Consider the following 18857-nt stretch of genomic DNA (forward strand, 5'->3'; position numbering starts at 1 on the left):
CCGCTCAATTCTGCGACGTCTCCGGCATTGAGCTGCGGCGAACTGAGGGAGCTGCAGGAATATGGACGGTCCGTTTGGTGAGAAGGAGCATGACCGCCGAAGCCACGACGGTAGAGCTATGGATTGCCCATTCCGACCACCCCACTTGAAACGGGCCGCGAAGCAAGATCATGCAAAGCATCGGCGAAAGACAGAGAATGAAGTACAGCGGCGACAGCCGTTGGGCAGCGAGGCCGCGACGTTCTACCCGATCGAGAACATAGACGATCGCGACGGACATCAGCATCGCTCCAACAATCCCGAAGCTGAAATAGCCCTCGATCGGCGGCGGAGCCGAAACGTTATCGGTGCCGAAGCCTTTCAGGATGAAGATGTAGTCATGCATGATCTCGCCGACTGTTCTTCCCTTCCCCGCCCAAAGGTCGCGCGGAACGAAGAACAGCAGTGCCCCCATGATGTTCGATCCCCATTCCAAGCCCTTCATTTCGACCCACATGATGGCGTAGCAGAACAGGTCGAGGCCTGAGAAATCAGGATGGACGAAGAACTGGGAGAACGGCCGCTGATCGAGAGAGACGTTTGCGTACCGGAAAATGGATCCGAATATGGGCGACGCCAGCAACCCGGCGAAATAGGTGACAAGAAACAAACGAACGCTTCTTGGACCAAATACCGCAAGCACGCAAAATACGATCAATGTCGAGGAGCGAAAACGTGCGGAAATGAGCGGGTTGTTGATGAAGAGACCCGCCAGAAGCAGAACGGCAAAGCACGTCACCCAGCCCGTGTTCCGGCGAGCCAAGGCGACACTGGCGCCGATAACAGGAGCAACCAGGGTAAATGGCCGGAAGAATGCCGTGACCAGAATGTTGATCATCTTGCTTTCGCCAACCACCGAACCGAAGGCCTCGCGGTTCACCTGAAGCAATGACGAGCCAAGATAACCAACCAATCCGAGCGATACGACCATCGAGGCAGCTGCCAGAAGGGTGTAGTTCGGGTTTGGCTCGGCGGCGAGGCTTCTGTCCAGAAACCGGTTATGGCGGGGTTCGGGAGCTCGAAAGGGACGATAGACGACGAAGCAGAGGCCCACGATCGTCATGAATGCGCAAAGGACGCTGGCCGGCACAACGAGACTTACATCAGCCAGAATTGGATCGAAGTCGTTTCCGATCTGCTGAAGAGGCGCCACGGCCAGAAACAGAAGGTTGAAGATGAAGAAGACAACGAACAGCAGGTAAGATCTGGCCAGAGCGATCTTCAGTCCGAATAGGGAAACGATCCCGTTCACCGCGAGTATCATGGCAGCGATCAACGAAGCACGCGGGCTGGACCAGGCCTGGGTGAACGAGAGGAGCAAGTAGGCTCCGGCCGAGCCGATCACGACATAGTCGAAGACGCTCTTCGGCGTCACATACAACTGGGAAGCGGCTGCACTACGCGAGATCTGGTTCATAACCTAAGAACATTAGAGTTCGCCAAGCTCCACGTTGCGGCGCCGGCTCTGGAAAGAGCACATCCCACCGCAGTTCGGCCTCGGTGCAGATCGTACAATACATATCTCGGTCGCGTTAACGCTTCGAACTCGCTCACCTTGCGGCCAAATCTCAGGTGAGATATCCTTGTAATATATAGAAGATATCAACGGAATACTTACTTGAATGTCCTTTTTCCCGGCCCGGATTAATGACGACCTTAAGCTGCACGCCCGTATGGACCGGCGTCGGCTTCTCTCCGCCGGCATCCTCCTCGCGGGAGCATCTTCAATGCCGGCCTCGGTGGCGGCCGCGACGAGTTCAGGAGCGAAGGCGAAGAAAGTTTACGCTCATTGGCATTGGTTTCCGACCTCGTTCGATAACTGGCCGGCGGACAAAGATCAGTATGCCGATTATCTGTCGCCAGACGGGACCCAAGGTAAACTTCGGGCCGAAGGCGGCTTCGTTCGCGAACGGCCCCTGCCTCGACCTCCACGCCCAGAGGCAAACTGGGCTGTGCTCGACATGCTCGATGAGATCAAAGCCGCTCGTCACATCGGGCTGGATGGTTTCCTGTTCAACATGGGAGGCATAGACGACGGCTCCCCGTACATGATCCACCTGCGCAACATGCTCGAGGCCGCCCAACAGGGCCCGCCGGGATTTGAAGTCATACTATCGATCGATACCGTAATTCTGGTGAAGACGCCGGTCGATGCAATCGCCGACGCAATCCTCAAGCTGGCGCGGAACTCCCACGTTGCGCGTCAATCCGATGGCCGACTGATCCTCGGGGCCTTTTCTCCCGAGCAATGGGACGTTGGCCGATGGAAGGAACTGTTGCAACGACTGACGGCCAGCGGAGAGAAGGTCTTCTTCTATCCTACATTTCTTGATGTGCGCAGAACGATCGATTTCATGGATTTGATCGATGGCGCATCGATGTGGGGGGTCGACAAACTGAGCGACATCCCTCTGCTCAAGAAAGTAGGAAAGTTGGCGAAGCAGGCCGGGAAGGTCTGGGCATCCGTGGTGTGGCCCCAGGACTTCCGGCCGCACAATCGCTGGTTCTCGGAATGTCACAATAGTGAATTATTCCGGGCTTCATGGGCCGCGGCGATGGAAATCGGCTCCGACGCGGTCAACATCGCCACCTGGAACGACTATTCCGAAGGATCCGAAATTCGACCGTCCACCAGCATTCAATATGCTTTCTATGATCTCGCTGCGTTCTATATCGCTTGGTTCAAGAACGGCACGATGCCGCCGATCACTGAAGACGTGCTCTACTATTTTCACCGAATCGAGTCCACGGAGGCGGCTGGGACCGGCTCTGCTCAACCGTTTAGGTTCGCGACAAATCTGGTCAGCCGCTTTGCCGATCCGCCTCAGAACGACATTGAGCTGCTTGCGTTCTTGAAGGAGCCGGGCGAGCTCACGATAGTGACCGCGAAAGGCGCGAAGAGCCTGAAGGCGAAAGCTGGAATCACGTCGTTCCGAATTCCGCTGGTGCCGGGCAAAGTGAGTTTTCGCCTCAGCCGCGGAGACGCCAGCGTCATAGAGCTCCCGAGCGCGTTCGAAATTCGTGAGACCTCGGCCTATCAGGATTTGCTGTATCACGGCGGATCGTCGTCCCGTCCACCGGTCTAGAATATTCCGGTCGTGGTTCAGGCGAGGACTGCCTGGATATTTGGCCGTCATTTCTCTTGAGCGCACCAGCGTTAGTGAGTCCCATGCATTCAACTTTCTTCCCGGAATTGGCTGCCGGCGGATTTTCCAGAATCGACGGTACGATCGCGTTCTACCAACGCGTGAATGCCCTCGTGACGCCGAGCACCAGAATGATCGATTTCGGCGCAGGCCGCGGCTCGATCCATGAAGACGCCAGCTCGGAGTACCGGCGCAATCTCTGCAATTTCAAGGGACGCGTTGCCCAAGTCATCGGACTGGACGTCGACGAAGCCGTCTTCACCAATCCGTCGCTGGACGAGGCGATGCTCTTGGATCCGACGGGACGTGCGCCGCTGCCTGCCAATTGCGCCGACATCATCCTGTCGGATTACACATTCGAGCACATTCCGGATCCGGCTCAAAGCACCGCCGAGATGGACAGACTTTTGAAGCCCGGCGGCTGGATCTGCGCGCGAACCCCAAACAGGTACGGCTACATCGCATTGGCCAACCGCCTGATCCCGAGCGGAATTAGCCGCACCATACTCAGCTCGGCACAACCCGAGCGCAAGGATGAGGACATCTTTCCGGCGGTCTATCGTTTGAATACGCCGGCTACGCTACGGAGGTATTTCCCACCCGCGCGTTTCGACCATTTTGTATATGCTTGGGATGCGGAGCCATCCTACCACGCCAACAACCGCGGCCTCTACCGTGCGTTCCAACTCGTTCAGTCGCTTACGCCTCACGCCTTCAAGACGGTCTTGATGGTCTTCATCCGGAAGAAGCTCGACTGTCCGGCGGAAGCCGCCTAGCTGGTGCGCCGGTGAATTCGCGTCCTCGAGGCGATACACTATCGAAATAAACCTTAAAGCCGAGATCTTGACCAAACCGCAGCACTTTCGGTTATTTTGAGTGGGCGCGAGGAACGACTATGCTGAAGATTGTTATTCAAGTTTTATTCCTTTTCATCCCCTGGAGAGTCCGTCGGCTGGTCCTCAACGCGATCCCCGGTTTTTCGATCCATCGCGACGCGCGGATCGGTCTGTCCCTGATCCTCGCCGACGAATGCGTCCTGGAAGCGAAGACCTACATCGGTCATCTCAACTACATCGGCCGGCTTGATCGGTTGCAGATGGATGAAGATGCGGTCATTGGCAATCTGAACTGGATCGGTGGACTGTCAACTCGCCTGAATTCGCCGGCCTTCCGAAACAGGACGAAGCGACGTTCGGATCTTATCATGCGCAAAGCGAGTCTGGTGATGAGCCAGCATTACATTGATTGCACCGATCGGATCGAGTTTCGTCAATTCTGCGGTCTCGCCGGATTCCGCAGCCAGTTGTTGACCCACGGGGTCAATCCAATGTCTGCCCGGCAGACATGCTCTCCAATCACGATAGGAGCCTACACGATGATCGGCACCGGCGTGATCATTCTGCAGGGCGTCACTATCCCGGACTATTGCGTTGTGGCTTCGGGCGCCGTCGTGACCCACGTCGCGCCCCAAGAATACTCGATGATCGGCGGTAATCCCGCGGTTCACCAGCGAGACATCCCCAAGACCGCAAAGATCTTTCACCGAACGGCTTTCACAGTCACCTGATATTCAAACGCGGCTCGTAGCCGTATCCCGGGCCCGGCCCATGTGTCGCGCACAGTGATTTGGCCTCCACGGCCCGTCGGGCGACATCAGGGATCCGCGGCGCTGCCCCGCCAAATGCTGCGCTCGCCACCAATTATTCATTGGCTAACATGCTGAAGGACCGACGACCTCGTGCCCGGTAAAATGATCGTTGTGGCAGGCCCCCTTCCTCCGCCGGTTCATGGCGCAGCTCTCATCACCAAGCGGGCGGCCGACACTCTGCGCGCTGCCGGATTTCAACTCGCGTTCGGCGACACCTCACCAGGCGATGCTCCCGATCGGTGGCGGCATCATTTCAATCGCGCACGCGCATACGTCCGATGCGGACGAACTGTCCTTCGCCACCCGGAGGCCTCGATACTCTACCTCTCTCTGTCCGGCGGATATGGACTGCTCTATGACCTACTGGTCGTCGTCCTTGCGCGGTGGCTCGGGAAGACGATCGCGTTCCATCATCACAGCTTCGCCTACCTGACGAAGCGTAACGCCATCTTGGCGTCCATTGTTCGCATGGCCGGCGCCGACCAGTTTCATATCGCGCTCTGTCCCAGGATGGCCACGACCCTTTCGGAGCTGTATGGCAAGCACCTAAGGACAGTCGTCATTTCCAACCTGGCGTTTATCGATTTGCCCTCTGTCGAACTACGGAGCTATGACCGGACATTCAGCTCGATTGGCTATCTATCGAACATCTCGCTCGAAAAAGGTATCGACCGCTTTCTCGACCTGATGGCTCGACTGCGCAAGAGCGGATCCGGCCTCACGGCACGAATCGCCGGTCCCTGCGCCGATCTCGAGATTGAGCACTACATCAAGCGCCGCGCGAACGAGATCGGTGGGATTGAGTATGTGGGGCCCGTATATGACGGCGCCAAGGTCCACTTTCTCTCCTCGATCGACGTCCTGGTATTTCCGACGAGATACGTCAACGAGGCGCAGCCTGTGGTGATCTATGAGGCGCAGATGGGAGGTGTCATCGTCGCTGCCTCCAACCGTGGATGCATCGCCAACATGGTGCCGGAAAAACTGCTGCTCGATCCGCGCGCGTCAGATCTCGACGGGATCGCGGAACAAATCCTCGCGTGGGAGAAGTCGGTCGCTGACTTTCAAATCGCCCTGAACGAGGCCGAGCGTAATCGCGCAGCGCTGCTCGTTCAGCGCGGAGATGACGCGAGAAAGTTCGTAGACCTTTTCGATGCCCCTGCGATCAGATGAGCAGGGCGCTCGGCGAGCTCATTTTTGAGACAGTGAATATCGAAACATCGACATCTTCATCGTTCCCAGAATCGTGTCGACGCGCTGATAGCCGTAGACGGTCGCATCCTTGCAGTGATCACTATGGTAGTAGCAGATCTTGACCCTGATCATTCGAGAGCAGTTGTTCTTGACGCTCACGATATGATCCATCAGCTCTCCGTTCTGGACATGCCCTTTGGCGGCCGCCTCAACATTGAGGCAGGGACGATTGGCGCCGTCACGAATGACGGGCGATTCCGATGTGTCGGCGGCGCCCTGCATCGTGAGTTTTGATTTCGCGCTTTCTGCGTGAGCCAACGGAACGTTCTGGATCAATGTCCAGGCCGGAGCCATGCAGATCAGCAGGACAAGCCGAAAGAGCGATCGAACCATTACCGCCACATCCTTTCAGGTAAATCGACTCCCGGCACAGTGGCCTTCACGCCGTCATATGCCAGCCGCTTCGCAAAAGTTTCACGGGCGACCAGGCGAACGCCCCCGAGGCTCGCCAGCAATCTATCCCTCTGAGGCCAGCCGACTCCCGTCAGGTTGCGTGCCGCATCATCGGTGAAGTCGCTTTCGACCATGCCAGCGAACTCGGCAACGACCTTTTGCTGCAGCTGTTCCCCGAGCAGTGGAAATATCGCAAGCGCCAACCTGTTGCGGCGGAGCGCGATCCACCCTTCGTATGGTCCAGCCGCGTACGACTGTTCAAGATAGCGAATATTTCCCGCATCGAAACCGTCTCGCTCGTTCTTCACCCAATACAGCAATAGCCAAAGAAAAGCGTCGGCCGGATCGAGCATCAACGACGACTTCAGCTTGTTCTCCGCGGCCGACAATCTGCGCTCCAGGTCCTGGGAACCTTTTCCCTGCAGGCCTTCCTCGGCCGAGCGAAACGCAATCAGCGCTCGGGCTCGTACCAGACTGGGGTAGGGAAGGCTCGATGGCGAGTCAGCGTCCATTCGAACCGCGATCGACTCCACGATCCCCGGCTTGAGCTGTTCACCGATCAAAATGTGCGTGGCGACGGAGCTGACCTGCAGATCGGTCCAGAACGATGGCAACACGACCAGTGACCAGGCTACTCCAGCGATACCCGTCAGAAGCAATACGCCCCTGCAACATTTTCGCCAGATCCCGCCCATGTTAATCGACGTAGCCGTAATGGGCATAGTTCTTCTTGTAGTAGTAACGGCTGTGGTACGGCTCGTAGCGAGCAAGGCGCTTCGTATCTGCCTTGTTGAGAACGACGCCAAGCAGCTTGTCTTGGATTTCCTGAGAACCACGCAGATTGTGCCTGACGACATCCATCAGGGTCTTGCCCCACTCCACGACGAATATGTAGGAGTCGACGAAAGTCGACGTCACGCGCACGTCCACGACCGGCGCCATGGGCGGCATGTCGAGCACGATGTAATCGAACTTGTCCCTCAGCTCGCCAATCAGGCCATGCATCATCTTGGATGCCAATATCTCGTTGGTATGAAGAAGCTTGGAGGTCGTACCTGCAGCCAAGATCGAGAGCCCCGTCTGCGCATCAACCGTCAACGCTTGCTCTAGTTTAGCCTTATGCGCGAGGATCTCGACCAAACCGGACTCCGCGTCGGGCGTCAGCGCGCGAGAAAGCGAGGGATTGCGGAGATCGCAATCGATCAGGAGGACGCGCGCACCGCCATGGGCCATCAATTGCGCCAGGTTGGCAGACAGCGTGCTCTTGCCTTCATTCGGAAGAGTCGACGTAACCGCCAGCACGCGGTTTTCTCGAACAATCGAGTTCAGATCGACTGCCACCTTCGTCGAGCGCACCGCTTCGGAGAAGCGCGAGAGAGGATGATCAACGACGTAACGCAGCAATTTCGGCCTTGCGTCCTTGGTCGCAGCTGCGTTCACCGTCGGCAACAGCGCTATACAACTCGCGCCGAGCACCTCTTCGACCTGCTGAGTCGTCCTGAACACCCGGTCCATCATTTCACGCACGATCGCCAGGACGAAGCTCAGCACCAAACCGCCAAAAAGAGCCACGCCGAGCACGATAAGAGTCTTTGGATAGCTCTTGACCAGCGGTGTCGTTGCTGCACTGATCACGCGCGCTTCACTGATGGGGAACGATTGCTGCTGGACCGATTCCATGTAGCGCTGCAGGAAATTGTCGTACATCGCCTGATACGACTGCGCATTGCTGTCGAGCTCGCGTAGCCGAACCTGCGCCTGATTGGTGAGCTGAGACTCCGAGACCACGGTGGCCAAACTAGCCTTGATGCTCTCCTCGCGCGTGACGGCGATATCGTAGTCGCTCTTGTAAGACTCCTGAATGCGCTTGAGCTCGTCGATCATGTTCCGCTTGATCTCGTCCATTTGGCGACGCAGGTTCACTGCGGCAAGATGATCGTGGCCATACTTGGCGGCCCAGATCGCTTCCTTGGCGGCCATGTCGACATACTGGCCTCGCAGCTTGACGATAGTCTCGTTCCGAAGAGCATCCGCCACTGCCGCGTCCGGTATTTCGCGCTTCAGAATATCGTTGATGCGGTCCAGCCGCGCCCTGGCCTCGGCCGTCGAGGCATGCGCCCCGACCAACTGGCTATTCACTTCGGCGAGCTGTTGCTCGTTCATCAAGCGCCCGCCGGTATCGACAATGTTGTTGGCCGTTTTGAAATCGACAACCGCCTTTTGTGCCGCGGATGCCTGAGCGCGCAACTCCTTGATGCGATCCTGCAACCAGACGCTGGCGCGACGCGTCGATTGGTACTTGGCTTCCAGCTGGTCAACAATGTAGGCGTCAGCGATCGCATTGGCGATCTGCGCCGCTTTCGCTGGATCACGCGACGTGAAGCCGATCTCCATGACGTATGTGAGACCGAGACGCTTGATGGTACGATTGCTCTCAAAGCGTTGCAGGGCTTTGCGCTGCAATCTGAACTCGGAACCAGCACGGCCACTGGAAAACAGATCGGAAAAGAAATTGCCGATGGACCCGATCAAGCTTCCGCCGTTGCCGAGGAACTCCGGATCTTCCGTCAGGTGCAGATCACGAATGACCGCCAAGCTGATGTTCTCGGACTTGAGAATTTCGACCTGCGTTTCCACCGACGCGGAGTCAGGGGCCACGTCACCGAGCATCGATTGCTGCTGGAACAATTGTACTTTGCGAGTGTCGATGACGATCGACGCCGTAGAGGTGAATTGCGGAGCTTCGGTAAAGAGATAGAGAAGCGCCAAGATCACAGAGGCGGATATGATCGCGACGATTGTTGGGAACTGATGCCGGATGACATCCAAATGCAAAGTCAGCGACTGAAACGGGGAGCCTTGAGTCTCGGCGAATTCGCGATTGATCTCTGATGTGGACTTGTTCAGCTGCAACATCCGGTAATTCCTGAAATCAATCAATGCCCGTACTTGGGCCGACAAGCGCGCGGCGACGTGATTTCACGTGTCCGCAAATCCCGCATAGTCATCGAAGCATGGACGCACCATGTGCTTCACGGGCAGTATATCGCGCGAGTCACTGCGGAAGATCAAAGGCAGCGCGTGACACGCTGCCTTGGTTTATTTTCTCTAAGAGGATGCCGGCGCAAGAGGCCCGGACGTTATTGCGTCGGACTGACCGCAGGATAGGCGGTCGAGGGAGTCACTGAACCCGTATAAGTCGTCACACTGTTCGGGTAGTGCAGGCCACCAAAGTTCTGGACACCGGAGCCGCTGCCACCAAAGGCAAATCCGAAACCGGTCGTCGGGCCCCCACCACCGGAGCCACCACCCCCGGCACCACCCGCCGCAGCGATTGCAACATCACCGGTTGCGGCCTGATAGGCAGCAATCACGTCCGGATTGTTCGTTCCAGCGACGGCGGCCTGAATCTCATTGGCAAACGCCTGATCGGTCTGTGCCGCCATGCGGGCGACCTGGGCAAGTCCAGCGACGATCGCACGCAACTGATCCTTCGTTGTCGCCGGGTTCTTCAGCAGTTCGATCAGACCCGGCACTGTCGTCGGATCCGACGCTCCAAGGTCGCGGACGCGCGAAATCAATTGCGGACCGCCGTCAGGATATTGCTGCAAAAGCGTTGCAGGAGATCCCTTGAAATCGGAGATGATCTGAGCCTGCAGTTGCCGGCTGGGCGGATAAACAGCCGCGCTGGCGGCGGAGGATATCGAGCTTGCGATCGCAATCACCACAGCGGCTCGAACCGTAAACCTGATAAGGTTCATAATTTCCTCAACAACTAGTTTGCCTTTATGGCCCGAACGAAACGATGGGAAAGTAGTCGAAAGAGGCAGTCCTGTCCACCAAATCTAAAGGAATAGTTAAGGCCCAAGTACCTGCAAAGAGGACTGTTTTGGCGATCCCGAAGTGCGAGCACGGGTCGACAGCGCATTTGCCGCAGCCCCTTTCGGCTCGACGCTCCCCTCGCCGGAGTGAAAGGATTGCGCCAGGCCGACCCCGAAAAGCGCAAAGAAGGGGATGCTGTAACCCGGTATCTGCAACGTGAAATCAAGGCCGGAATGGAACAACGGCAGCAGCGCAGTGCCGATGGCGGCCAGGGGAATCGAAGCGTCACGCTTGCGGCTGAACACCCCGCGCGCAAGCACCGTGAGCATGACCGCCCAACCGGCCGCCAGGAGGAGCGTCATCGGAATTCCGGCCTCCAAAGCGACCTCCAGAGGGGTCGAATGGGCAGCATTCCAGGTACCGCGCATAGAAATATTCGGGCTGCGGAAGGCTGGAAAGGCCGACTGGAAAGTCCCCATCCCAGTACCAAACCAGGGGTTATCGGCGATGATGAGCAGCGAGGACTTCCACCCCTCAAGCCGGCCACTATCGGTCAGCCCCTGGCTATCGAAGCGGCCCACGACACGACCACCGAGCAATTCCAAGAGAACAAGAGCGACCAAGGCGGCGGCCGCCAAGGCCATCCAGACGCCGGTGCGCGGTCGAAGGTCCTTCCGGAGGAAGACGACAAAGACGAAGATCATGGAGAGGAGCGAAACAGCCACGCCCGCGCGCGAGCCAGTCATGAACATCGCCATGACGCAGATCAGGAGCGCGGCGAATTTCAGAGCTATCGAAGCCTGCGGAATTTTAGCCAGATCGCGGGAGAGATTGCTCCATCTGAAGCGTCCTCCGGGAAGGTGGCGGCGCACGTCCGTGAGAAGCAGAAGTATCCAGATGACCGCACATGAGCCGAAATAGGCCGCGGCGGTATTGCGGTTGATGAACGTGCCGGTGACGCTGCTAAGATAGGCGGTCTTGTCGCGCCACAGAATCATGGTCGGTTCGATGAGAAACGAGAGGACGCCATATGCAGCGTAGAAGCTGCCTGAGAGCGCGATCACCAGCATTACCTGGCGTGCACGGCTCGCGTCGGCGCCAATGACGAGCCCCACCAGAATAGCCAAGATGTTTGCAAGTGGTGCCCCCACAGCAAAGAAAGCTTCGTACCTGACAATCGAGGCCGATGGCGCAACGGCTGTATCGAACAGCGAGCCGAGCTGCTTCCAGATCGGATGATATGGCGCAATCCGCGGGCTGTCAGACAGCTGTTCGTGCAGCGCGAAGCCGTAAGCGGCGACAACGATGAGGATGCCTGCGATGATCCAGAGATGGGAACGACGCAGGGCGTTCGCCGGCGCAAATATCAGGGCAACTCCCAGACAAGCGCACCAGAAGGCAACGGCCAGATTGTTGGTCGACCCAAACGGGAACGGCGCGCTCGCTACAACAAAGAACAGCACACAGCTGGATGCGAGATCAGCCGACCAGCGAATGTTCATCGAAACACGGCCCATCGCTTTCGTCTGACACACCCCAGTGGAGAATACATTAGAGCGGATGATCCCGCAGGCGTCCAGCAAGTGCCGCACTCGGAAGAGACGGCGGTGGATGATCCATTCTGAACCGTACCCCGCCTACAGAGGTTAATTCCCGGCGTCAACTCATCCGGGAGCACAGTTAAAGAGGGAGAACGTTCTGCCGGCCCTGCCCGCAATGCGTCCCGATCCTGGCAGCCTCGAGTTCGTTAACAGGACGGTTCGCCCCAAGCGCGGATCTCATCCGATGAAGGGGCTGGACGGTCCCAATTTCAATCGTCTACGCTGGATTTCCGCAACGTGGTCCGGTAGTGCTTCGCCCGCACCGCATCTCCAGGCTTGCGAAAGCCCACGTCGCCAATTGCCGGCGGATTGTTTCCGAGAGAATTCCTGCTTCCGATCGAACGTTTCCACGAAGTTCTTATGTCAGACGACCAGCGTTGCTGGTCGTCGCTCTGCGAGGGTAAATTGAATATTGATGTCATCTTAGCGACACGCGGCAGACCGGCAGACGTTCAAGTTCTTCTAGACCAGCTTCGACTTCAAGAACGCGCGCCTGATAGCGTCATGCTTGTGGGCGCTGAACCCAAGGATTTGCCCGGTGCTGCCGCCGTCCCAAATGATCCGAGCGTGCACCGACTGGTTTCTCCTCGGCCGGGACTGACGTCGCAGAGAAACCACGGCGTACAAACGGCCAAGAAGATAAGCACTCCCGAGGCCTGGCTTGCGAAGATCATTGTCTTCTTCGACGATGACTTCAGGCCCGCAGCCGATTGGCTGCAGAAATGCGAAGCGCTGTTTGCGGCAAGTCCACAGGTCCTCGCCGTTACAGGAGCGGTGATCATGGACGGGGCAAGAGGCAGCATCGCAATCACCGAGGATCAGGCTTCGGATGCGCTGGCGCTGCCTCGGGCGAGCGATCAGACCGGATACAGCAAGGGGAAGCAGGGCCTGTACGGGTGCAATATGGCCTTCAGAGCGACAGTCTTCGACCAATGTGCATTCGACGAGAATCTGCCGCTCTATGGTTGGCTGGAGGATACGGATTTTTCCGGACAGATCAGGAAGTTCTCGGACATCTATCGAGCTTCAAACTTGATCGGTGTACATCTCGGGTCAAAGTCCGGACGGGTCAGCGGCTACAAATATGGCTACTCGCAGCTTGCCAATCCGCTCTATCTTGCGCGCAAAGGAACAATTACCCTCGGAAAATGCGCATACTTTTGGACACGAGCGTTCGTGTCCAACGCGCTGCGCTCACTTCGCGAGCATCCGATGATCGATTATCGAGGCAGGCTAGCCGGAAACATGGCTGCAGTGGCGGATTTTATAGCCGGATCAATTCATCCAACCAACATCTTGTCCTTCCACCGCTAAAGCATGATCCGGAAAAGCGCGCAGCGGCTTTCCGAAAAGATCATGCTTAAACAACATCCTAAAGCGCGATGACGATTCGCCCTAATCGCATCGCGCTTTAGAAACGCATTGCGCACGACGCTCATCACGCTCTGGACACGAGTACGAAAACCATGATTGACGAAAACCTCATTTACGATCTCGGCGCCCATAAGGGTGAAGACACCGGGTTCTATCTCAAAAAGGGATTCAAGGTCGTTGCCATCGAAGCTGTACCGGAATTCTGTAGCGCACTTGGCCAGCAATTTTCCCAGCAAGTTGCCACGGGACAACTGAAGATCCTCAACCTGGCCGTCGCCAAGACGCCGGGGAATATCGACTTCTACGTCAACACCGAGCACTCGGTCTGGGGAACGGCAAATCTCGAGTGGGTCAAGCGAAACCAGATGCTGGGCGCAGCGAGCGTGCAAAAGATAACGGTCAAAGCCGAGCGGCTGGCCGATATCATGCGCGACCACGGCATTCCCAGATATTGCAAGATCGATATCGAAGGGAACGATTTCGACGCATTGTCATCGCTCGAGAACATTTCCGAACCCCCGCGATTTGTGTCGATCGAGTCCGAGAAGAAGAATTGGAATGATCTCGTAAAGGAGTTCGAACTGCTCAGGAGCCTGGGCTATTCCAAATACAAGATTGTGGATCAAAGCCTCGTCTCCCTGCAGGAGCCGCCTCAGCCAGCGACCGAAGGCTGTTTCCAGCCGCACAAATTCGAACAAGGCAGCAGCGGACTGTTCGGCAACGAATTGCCCGGGCGGTGGATGGACATGTTCGAAACGCTTGAGGTCTACAAGGGGATCTTCCGCGGCTATGCGCTGGCGGGAGACGCCGGCATCTTCCAGGGACGAAAGAGCGTATTCCGCATGCTTGGCGGGATTCAGGCCGCGCTGGTGCGCGCGGCCGGGCGAAAGGACTACCGCTTCCCGGACTTTCCTCCAGCGGGTTGGTACGACACGCACGCAGCGCGATAGCGTGTCGGGAGCAGATCAGATCGGGAAGCGCCAGCTCATTTGCCGAGGCTGATTGCTCCTTGCCCGAACTAGAGAGGGCAATCGATCGAGTAGATCCGAAGATCCACATTCAGGCGGCTGTTCCGGGTCTGTGCCCGGTAGGCATAGAATGCCCCGAGGCTATCGTTCCCGGGGTCGAGTTTTATTCCGGGGGTTAATTCGTCGGGCGGGACCAGAAGGCCGATGTGCCGGTTGAGGGCGGAGATCTCGATCCGCCCCTCGCCGTCCGCAAAATGCCCGCTGAGCTGGGTCACGGTGACCTTCGGCAGCCCGCGGCGCTGATGGCAGACATCCTCCTCCCAGAGCTTGGTCTGTTGCACCAGCGGTTTGCCGGCGCCATCGGGAACGACGATATCGGGAAAAGACAGGCGAAGCATTCCGAAGAACTTGCTCTCCTTGGAGTTCGCCGAGAGACGAACGGTGAAGGACAGCTCGCCCTTGGCCCCCCTCAGGCGCGACAGGATCGGAGCATCCGGCTCGGCGGAGACCAGCACGTCGATCCGATGGCGGACGCCCAGTTCCGCGGCAGCACCGAGAGCCTTTCCGATCGGTGCAAGCCCGAAGGCGAGAGGAACGAGCACCAGAAGACGCCAGAATGCTCGAAACCGCATGAAGCCCCTTGCAACACTGCGGGGTGGACCGATGACGGCCACGCCGCGTTCAGTGGCGCCTTGATCCAAATCCCGAACTGGTAGCCCCGGCAGAACCGCTTCGATTGCTAAACGAAAATGGCACCGGGACAAGGCCCGGTGCCATCGGTCTTGGTCGATCAAGTTGGCGTCTTACGGCGCCAGCTTGATGTTGTTGCGGAAGATCAGGGCATCGTTGGAGAGGTTCACGGCATCGCTGCCGGTCGCCATGATCACACGCAGATAGGTCAGGAACTTGGCGACTTCGACGTTGCGCGAGTTCGAGACGTAGATGATGTCCTGGTTCTTCATCATGACCTTGGTGGCGAGGAAGAAGCCGCCCGGATCGCGGAAGTTCACGTTGAAGATGACCGGGATCGTCTCTGACGTGTACTTGCTCACGTCGATGCCGAGCTGGGCCGCGACCTCGCGCGGCTCGCGGCGATAGAGATACACCGCAGCCGGATCGGCCTGGCCATCCAACAGACCACCAGACTTGCCGACCGCTTCGCCGAGGTTGATGCGCCAGGCATCGAAGTTGAATTCGCCGCTCTGGCCGCTGGCGCCGAATGCCAGGAATTTCTGCTGTTCGCGATAGACGTAGATGCTGTCGTCCGGGCGAACATAGACGTTGTTCTCGGGCGCCATCACGAGATTTTCGAACGGCACGGTCGCCCGCTTGCCGCCGCGCTCCAGCATGACCCAGGTCTCGAAGCCCTGGCCCTTGATGCCGCCGGCACGGGTGATCGCATCGAGCACGCGATCCTTCGCACCCGCCGCGCTCGCCGGATAACGCGCCGGCGAATTGACCTCGCCGAGCACGCTGATGAGCTGGGTGCGCTGCGAAGACATCGCCACGACCGCCTGCGGCTCGATGGCGCGGTTGCCGATCTTGTCAATGATCGAGCGCTGGATCTGGACCGCCGTAAGGCCCGCGGCTTTGACCTGGCCGGCATAGGGCACCGTGATGAAGCCGTCATTGTCCACCGCCTGATCCGGGATGGTCACGAAGTTGCCCGGACGGACGCCGGCTTCCGCCGGGATGAACAGACCGCCTGCCGCGGCTTCGAAGATGGTGACGCTGACGACGTCGCCGATGCCGAACACGATGCTGGCGGGCGGGCGGCGATCGGTGAACACGCCGGCGAGCCCCTTGGGCTCATGGGTGTGCAGGATCTTCACCGTAGCCGGATTGAGCGGCACCAGCTCGTAGGCCGGCGCGTTCTCGGTCTGGATCTTGTTGTTGACGTCGTCGGTCAGTGGACCCGAGCCGGGATTGGTCGAACAGGCCCCGAGCGCTAGAGCGACCGCCAGAAACGCAGGCTTCAAAACATAGGTCTTGGCAATAGATGACATGAATCGCGCCCGATAGTCCCAATTGACGTAAGTTGGTACGGCCTAGGGGGGGGGTGCGACAAGCGTTCCGGGCGGTTAACAGAGCGATCCGTTGGCTAGTGTTGCCTGCGAGCCACTCTTGGAGGCTTGGTTTAACCCTTTGTGACTATTTGTTGTATTTCGTGTGCCCGGCGGGCGGGCAAAATGCGCAAGTTGAGGCCTCAGCATGTCGGGCGGAGGCCTCGCCGCCCTTCGCCAAAGCTGGGTCCATTCAGGATAGGACTCCCCCGTGTCTGGCCTCCTTCTGATCCCGCTGTTGGCAGGTTCCCTCCTCAGCGCCGCTGGTCGGCCCTGGAGCCCTGCCGCCCCCTGCCCCGGCGGCCCAGAATCGTCGTGCCACGAAGCGCCACTTGTTGCGGTCGCCCAACCGGCCCCCTCCTCCGTCTGGAAATTAACCCGGACCCAGGGGGCCAAGGACGGCGAGAGCTTCGCCGCCATTATGAAGACCGCGGATACGGCCCGGTCGGACCCGGACTTTGCCGGCCTGATCGTCCGCTGTGCGCCACAGGGCAAGATCGACGTGATGGTGGCCTTGATCCGGCCCTTCCCGCCGCGGAGCCGCCCGAAGGTCACGATCGCTGCGACCGGCGGCGGCACCTTGACCTTCGACGCCCGCATGGCGGCCGCAGGCGCTACCGTGCTGCTACCGGACGAGGTCTCTGCCTTTGCCGCCGGCAAGTGGCAGACAGCGGCCTCGCTGTCTGTGGCGGTCAGCGAAGGCGACAGCGAGATCAGGGGCGTAGTAGCGCTGAACGGGCTGCGAGAGGCCTATCATTCGCTGCTGGCAAGTTGCAGCCAATAGGCCAAATTTAGCCATACAACTTAAGGGTCTTTTTAGGGAGGGGAACCTAGTGTCCGGAGCACGGAGAGTGTTTCGGATGACCGCGTTTTTGATTTTCAGCTTTCTCGTCGGTGCCGTGCTGGGGCAGCGCTTTCGCGTCCTGGTGCTGGTGCCGTTGACCTTCGTCATGTTGCTTGCCGCCGTCCCGGTCCGCTTGATGATCGGTCTCACGGTGATCGAGAGCCTGAAAGGCATGGTGTTCGCAGCCATTGCCCTTCAGGGTGGTTATCTCTTCGGGTCAGGGGCCCGCTTTGGCCTTGCTGCCGCGCGTGCCGGGCGCGTATTCGTCCGCCCGGTCAAGTCTGTGCGCTGATGACGCCGGGCTGAGGCTGCCACCAGCCTTCGCAGGGCGCGCGAAAGCCAGGCGGGTTGTCGACGAAGACCTCTGCTTGAAAACCCACCGCTCGCTTGTATTGTGACCTGACCGTTTCAGGATTCCCTTCGAGCCCCGTTTGTCCTTCGCTTATTTTACCCTCATCGTTTCCATCGCTTCCGCTTCCGCTCTCGAAATCGCCGGCGTCAAGTTCGGGGCACAGTTCGCGACGATGGCCGCAGCACTGAGCTTGCTGGCGGCCGTCTCGAGCACGCGCAAGGCCGGCTACGATCACTATGTTCGCGCGACCTCGTGGGGCCGGTGGATCCTGATCGCCATTCCGCTGTGTATCGCCGCCCAACTGGTCCCTCTTCCGCTCAGGTCGGCGCATCCGATCTGGGCGAGCGCTCACGATGTCCTCGGCGGTCTGCCGCTCGGGCCGATCACAGCCGACATCGGCTTGACCCTGAACGCGCTGCTGCTGGCGCTCGCGGCGATCTCGTTGCTCGGCGTCACCGTCCTAGTCGTGCGCAACCGCAGCCGTGCCCAGTTGATCCTCTTTGTGCTGAGCGGCGTAGCCGCGGTTGCAGCCTTGATTCTCGACTTGCATCGGCTGTTGCCGGCGTTTGCTGCAGACGTACCGCATGACCTCACGACGACCTTGGCCGGCCTTGGCCTCATGCTCAATCTGGCGGTCATTCAGCTCGCCGCTGAACGGGCCGAAACGCATCACTCGGTGCTGCGCTCGGTCGCGATCGGCCTTTGCGGCCTGGTCGGAGTTTTGGTCAGCGCCGCCGCGATCTTTGGGTTTTCCGGAACGAACAGTGCAATCGCAGCGGCTTTCGGCGTTGTGCTGATGCTGCTGATCCTCGTCATCCGCAGATTGGATCTGTCACCATTGGCCGCGAGCGCATTGTCGGTGGCAGCCCTGGTCGGCGCCGCGATCGTGCTCACCTTCCTGTTCGAGAAGAGCTCCGGACCGGTCCTGATGCGGCTCGTCCCGGAGATGGGAGCCGAGACCAAGGCCGCCCTCGAGCGAATGTTGGCCGACACGCGCTGGTTCGGCGCTGGTGCCGGGACCTTTGCTGCGGTGGGCAGGATCTATCAGAGCGATGCCGGAGCTGTCTTGAACGCGCCCTCGGCGGCCATGGCCGCCTTTGCGGGGATGGGATGGATCGGCTTGGCTGCCATGATAGCCGTGAGCCTGATCGCTTTGGTCCGCCTGTTCTTCGGCGCTCTGCAGCGCGGACGCGACTCGTTCTTTCCCGCGGCAGCCGCGGCCTGCGTTCTGTTTGCGCTCGCGCAGAGCTTTGCGGGTCCAGGATTGCTTCGCCCGGCAGCAATCCTGTGTCTCGCGGTGATCGTGGGATTGGGGCTGTCGCAGAGCGTCAGCCAGTCCGGATCACGATAGAG

Annotated in this window: 17 protein-coding genes; 9 read left to right on the forward strand and 8 right to left on the reverse strand. The window is 58.9% G+C overall.

Annotated features, from left to right (window positions below; all coding sequences use genetic code 11):
- Positions 1 to 4 precede the first annotated feature (4 nt).
- Positions 5 to 1456, reverse strand: coding sequence for a hypothetical protein (locus XH96_RS31055; RefSeq protein ID WP_194389347.1), 1452 nt, complete (start codon positions 1454 to 1456; stop codon positions 5 to 7).
- A 205-nt stretch (positions 1457 to 1661) separates the two neighbouring features.
- Here XH96_RS31055 and XH96_RS31060 point away from each other — a divergent pair, with 205 nt between their 5' ends.
- The 4 genes from XH96_RS31060 to XH96_RS31075 all read left to right on the forward strand — a co-directional run bounded on the left by XH96_RS31060 (position 1662) and on the right by XH96_RS31075 (position 6006).
- On the forward strand, positions 1662 to 3125 hold the full coding sequence (locus XH96_RS31060) for an endo-1,3-alpha-glucanase family glycosylhydrolase (protein ID WP_194389348.1): 1464 nt from the start codon (positions 1662 to 1664) through the stop codon (positions 3123 to 3125).
- Positions 3126 to 3316: 191 nt separating this feature from the next.
- Positions 3317 to 3961 carry a bifunctional 2-polyprenyl-6-hydroxyphenol methylase/3-demethylubiquinol 3-O-methyltransferase UbiG gene (locus tag XH96_RS31065; RefSeq protein WP_194389349.1) on the forward strand — a complete coding sequence of 215 codons (645 nt, stop codon included), beginning with the start codon at positions 3317 to 3319 and terminating at the stop codon, positions 3959 to 3961.
- Between the two features lie 119 nt (positions 3962 to 4080).
- Positions 4081 to 4752 (forward strand): DapH/DapD/GlmU-related protein, encoded by a 672-nt coding sequence (locus XH96_RS31070; RefSeq protein WP_194389350.1) that lies wholly within the window; start codon positions 4081 to 4083, stop codon positions 4750 to 4752.
- Between the two features lie 183 nt (positions 4753 to 4935).
- Positions 4936 to 6006 (forward strand): glycosyltransferase family 4 protein, encoded by a 1071-nt coding sequence (locus XH96_RS31075; RefSeq protein ID WP_210337793.1) that lies wholly within the window; start codon positions 4936 to 4938, stop codon positions 6004 to 6006.
- 18 nt (positions 6007 to 6024) lie between these two features.
- Here XH96_RS31075 and XH96_RS31080 read toward each other — a convergent pair whose 3' ends face one another.
- The 5 genes from XH96_RS31080 to XH96_RS31100 form a co-directional block, all read right to left on the reverse strand.
- A complete protein-coding gene (locus tag XH96_RS31080; RefSeq protein WP_194389352.1) occupies positions 6025 to 6420 on the reverse strand; it encodes a hypothetical protein in 396 nt (131 codons plus the stop codon).
- The gene (locus XH96_RS31085; protein ID WP_194389353.1) at positions 6420 to 7097 is read right to left on the reverse strand and encodes a hypothetical protein; all 678 of its coding nucleotides are present in this window, start codon (positions 7095 to 7097) and stop codon (positions 6420 to 6422) included. The genes XH96_RS31080 and XH96_RS31085 overlap by 1 nt, the downstream gene beginning before the upstream one ends.
- Before the next feature lie 79 nt (positions 7098 to 7176).
- Positions 7177 to 9396 carry a polysaccharide biosynthesis tyrosine autokinase gene (locus XH96_RS31090; protein WP_194389354.1) on the reverse strand — a complete coding sequence of 740 codons (2220 nt, stop codon included), beginning with the start codon at positions 9394 to 9396 and terminating at the stop codon, positions 7177 to 7179.
- Positions 9397 to 9620: 224 nt separating this feature from the next.
- On the reverse strand, positions 9621 to 10241 hold the full coding sequence (locus XH96_RS31095; protein ID WP_194389355.1) for a hypothetical protein: 621 nt from the start codon (positions 10239 to 10241) through the stop codon (positions 9621 to 9623).
- 96 nt (positions 10242 to 10337) lie between these two features.
- Complete coding sequence (locus XH96_RS31100; RefSeq protein ID WP_194389356.1) at positions 10338 to 11804, reverse strand: O-antigen ligase; 1467 nt, start codon at positions 11802 to 11804, stop codon at positions 10338 to 10340.
- A 459-nt stretch (positions 11805 to 12263) separates the two neighbouring features.
- Between XH96_RS31100 and XH96_RS31105 the strand changes: the two genes are divergently transcribed.
- Complete coding sequence (locus tag XH96_RS31105) at positions 12264 to 13217, forward strand: glycosyltransferase family 2 protein (RefSeq protein WP_194389357.1); 954 nt, start codon at positions 12264 to 12266, stop codon at positions 13215 to 13217.
- Between the two features lie 152 nt (positions 13218 to 13369).
- The gene (locus tag XH96_RS31110; RefSeq protein ID WP_194389358.1) at positions 13370 to 14227 is read left to right on the forward strand and encodes an FkbM family methyltransferase; all 858 of its coding nucleotides are present in this window, start codon (positions 13370 to 13372) and stop codon (positions 14225 to 14227) included.
- Between the two features lie 68 nt (positions 14228 to 14295).
- Here XH96_RS31110 and XH96_RS31115 read toward each other — a convergent pair whose 3' ends face one another.
- Together XH96_RS31115 and XH96_RS31120 are read right to left on the reverse strand one after the other, a co-directional pair.
- Positions 14296 to 15039, reverse strand: a complete 744-nt coding sequence (locus XH96_RS31115) for a hypothetical protein (protein ID WP_246789801.1) — start codon at positions 15037 to 15039, stop codon at positions 14296 to 14298.
- Positions 15040 to 15048: 9 nt separating this feature from the next.
- Positions 15049 to 16251, reverse strand: a complete 1203-nt coding sequence (locus XH96_RS31120; protein WP_194389359.1) for a polysaccharide biosynthesis/export family protein — start codon at positions 16249 to 16251, stop codon at positions 15049 to 15051.
- 478 nt (positions 16252 to 16729) lie between these two features.
- On the opposite strand from XH96_RS31120, the gene XH96_RS31125 reads away from it, so the two are divergent.
- The 3 genes from XH96_RS31125 (at position 16730) to XH96_RS31135 (ending at position 18855) form a co-directional block, all read left to right on the forward strand.
- Positions 16730 to 17092, forward strand: coding sequence for a hypothetical protein (locus XH96_RS31125; RefSeq protein WP_246789802.1), 363 nt, complete (start codon positions 16730 to 16732; stop codon positions 17090 to 17092).
- A 76-nt stretch (positions 17093 to 17168) separates the two neighbouring features.
- Positions 17169 to 17444 carry a hypothetical protein gene (locus XH96_RS31130; RefSeq protein ID WP_194389360.1) on the forward strand — a complete coding sequence of 92 codons (276 nt, stop codon included), beginning with the start codon at positions 17169 to 17171 and terminating at the stop codon, positions 17442 to 17444.
- Between the two features lie 139 nt (positions 17445 to 17583).
- A complete protein-coding gene (locus tag XH96_RS31135; RefSeq protein ID WP_194389361.1) occupies positions 17584 to 18855 on the forward strand; it encodes a hypothetical protein in 1272 nt (423 codons plus the stop codon).
- The last annotated feature ends 2 nt before the right edge of the window (positions 18856 to 18857 follow it).

The organism is Bradyrhizobium sp. CCBAU 51765 (assembly GCF_015291725.1).
GTDB lineage: Bacteria > Pseudomonadota > Alphaproteobacteria > Rhizobiales > Xanthobacteraceae > Bradyrhizobium > Bradyrhizobium liaoningense.

What these genes read in the sequence shown, in the direction of transcription:
- XH96_RS31105 (WP_194389357.1), top strand. Translation starts at nt 12,264, where the DNA reads ATGTCAGACGACCAGCGTTGCTGGTCGTCGCTCTGCGAGGGTAAATTG.
- XH96_RS31100 (WP_194389356.1), bottom strand. Translation starts at nt 11,804, where the DNA reads ATGAACATTCGCTGGTCGGCTGATCTCGCATCCAGCTGTGTGCTGTTC.
- XH96_RS31095 (WP_194389355.1), bottom strand. Translation starts at nt 10,241, where the DNA reads ATGAACCTTATCAGGTTTACGGTTCGAGCCGCTGTGGTGATTGCGATC.
- XH96_RS31065 (WP_194389349.1), top strand. Translation starts at nt 3,317, where the DNA reads ATGATCGATTTCGGCGCAGGCCGCGGCTCGATCCATGAAGACGCCAGC.
- XH96_RS31120 (WP_194389359.1), bottom strand. Translation starts at nt 16,251, where the DNA reads ATGTCATCTATTGCCAAGACCTATGTTTTGAAGCCTGCGTTTCTGGCG.
- XH96_RS31090 (WP_194389354.1), bottom strand. Translation starts at nt 9,396, where the DNA reads ATGTTGCAGCTGAACAAGTCCACATCAGAGATCAATCGCGAATTCGCC.
- XH96_RS31075 (WP_210337793.1), top strand. Translation starts at nt 4,936, where the DNA reads ATGATCGTTGTGGCAGGCCCCCTTCCTCCGCCGGTTCATGGCGCAGCT.
- XH96_RS31060 (WP_194389348.1), top strand. Translation starts at nt 1,662, where the DNA reads ATGTCCTTTTTCCCGGCCCGGATTAATGACGACCTTAAGCTGCACGCC.
- XH96_RS31055 (WP_194389347.1), bottom strand. Translation starts at nt 1,456, where the DNA reads ATGAACCAGATCTCGCGTAGTGCAGCCGCTTCCCAGTTGTATGTGACG.
- XH96_RS31070 (WP_194389350.1), top strand. Translation starts at nt 4,081, where the DNA reads ATGCTGAAGATTGTTATTCAAGTTTTATTCCTTTTCATCCCCTGGAGA.
- XH96_RS31125 (WP_246789802.1), top strand. Translation starts at nt 16,730, where the DNA reads ATGAAGACCGCGGATACGGCCCGGTCGGACCCGGACTTTGCCGGCCTG.
- XH96_RS31110 (WP_194389358.1), top strand. Translation starts at nt 13,370, where the DNA reads ATGATTGACGAAAACCTCATTTACGATCTCGGCGCCCATAAGGGTGAA.
- XH96_RS31130 (WP_194389360.1), top strand. Translation starts at nt 17,169, where the DNA reads ATGACCGCGTTTTTGATTTTCAGCTTTCTCGTCGGTGCCGTGCTGGGG.
- XH96_RS31080 (WP_194389352.1), bottom strand. Translation starts at nt 6,420, where the DNA reads ATGGTTCGATCGCTCTTTCGGCTTGTCCTGCTGATCTGCATGGCTCCG.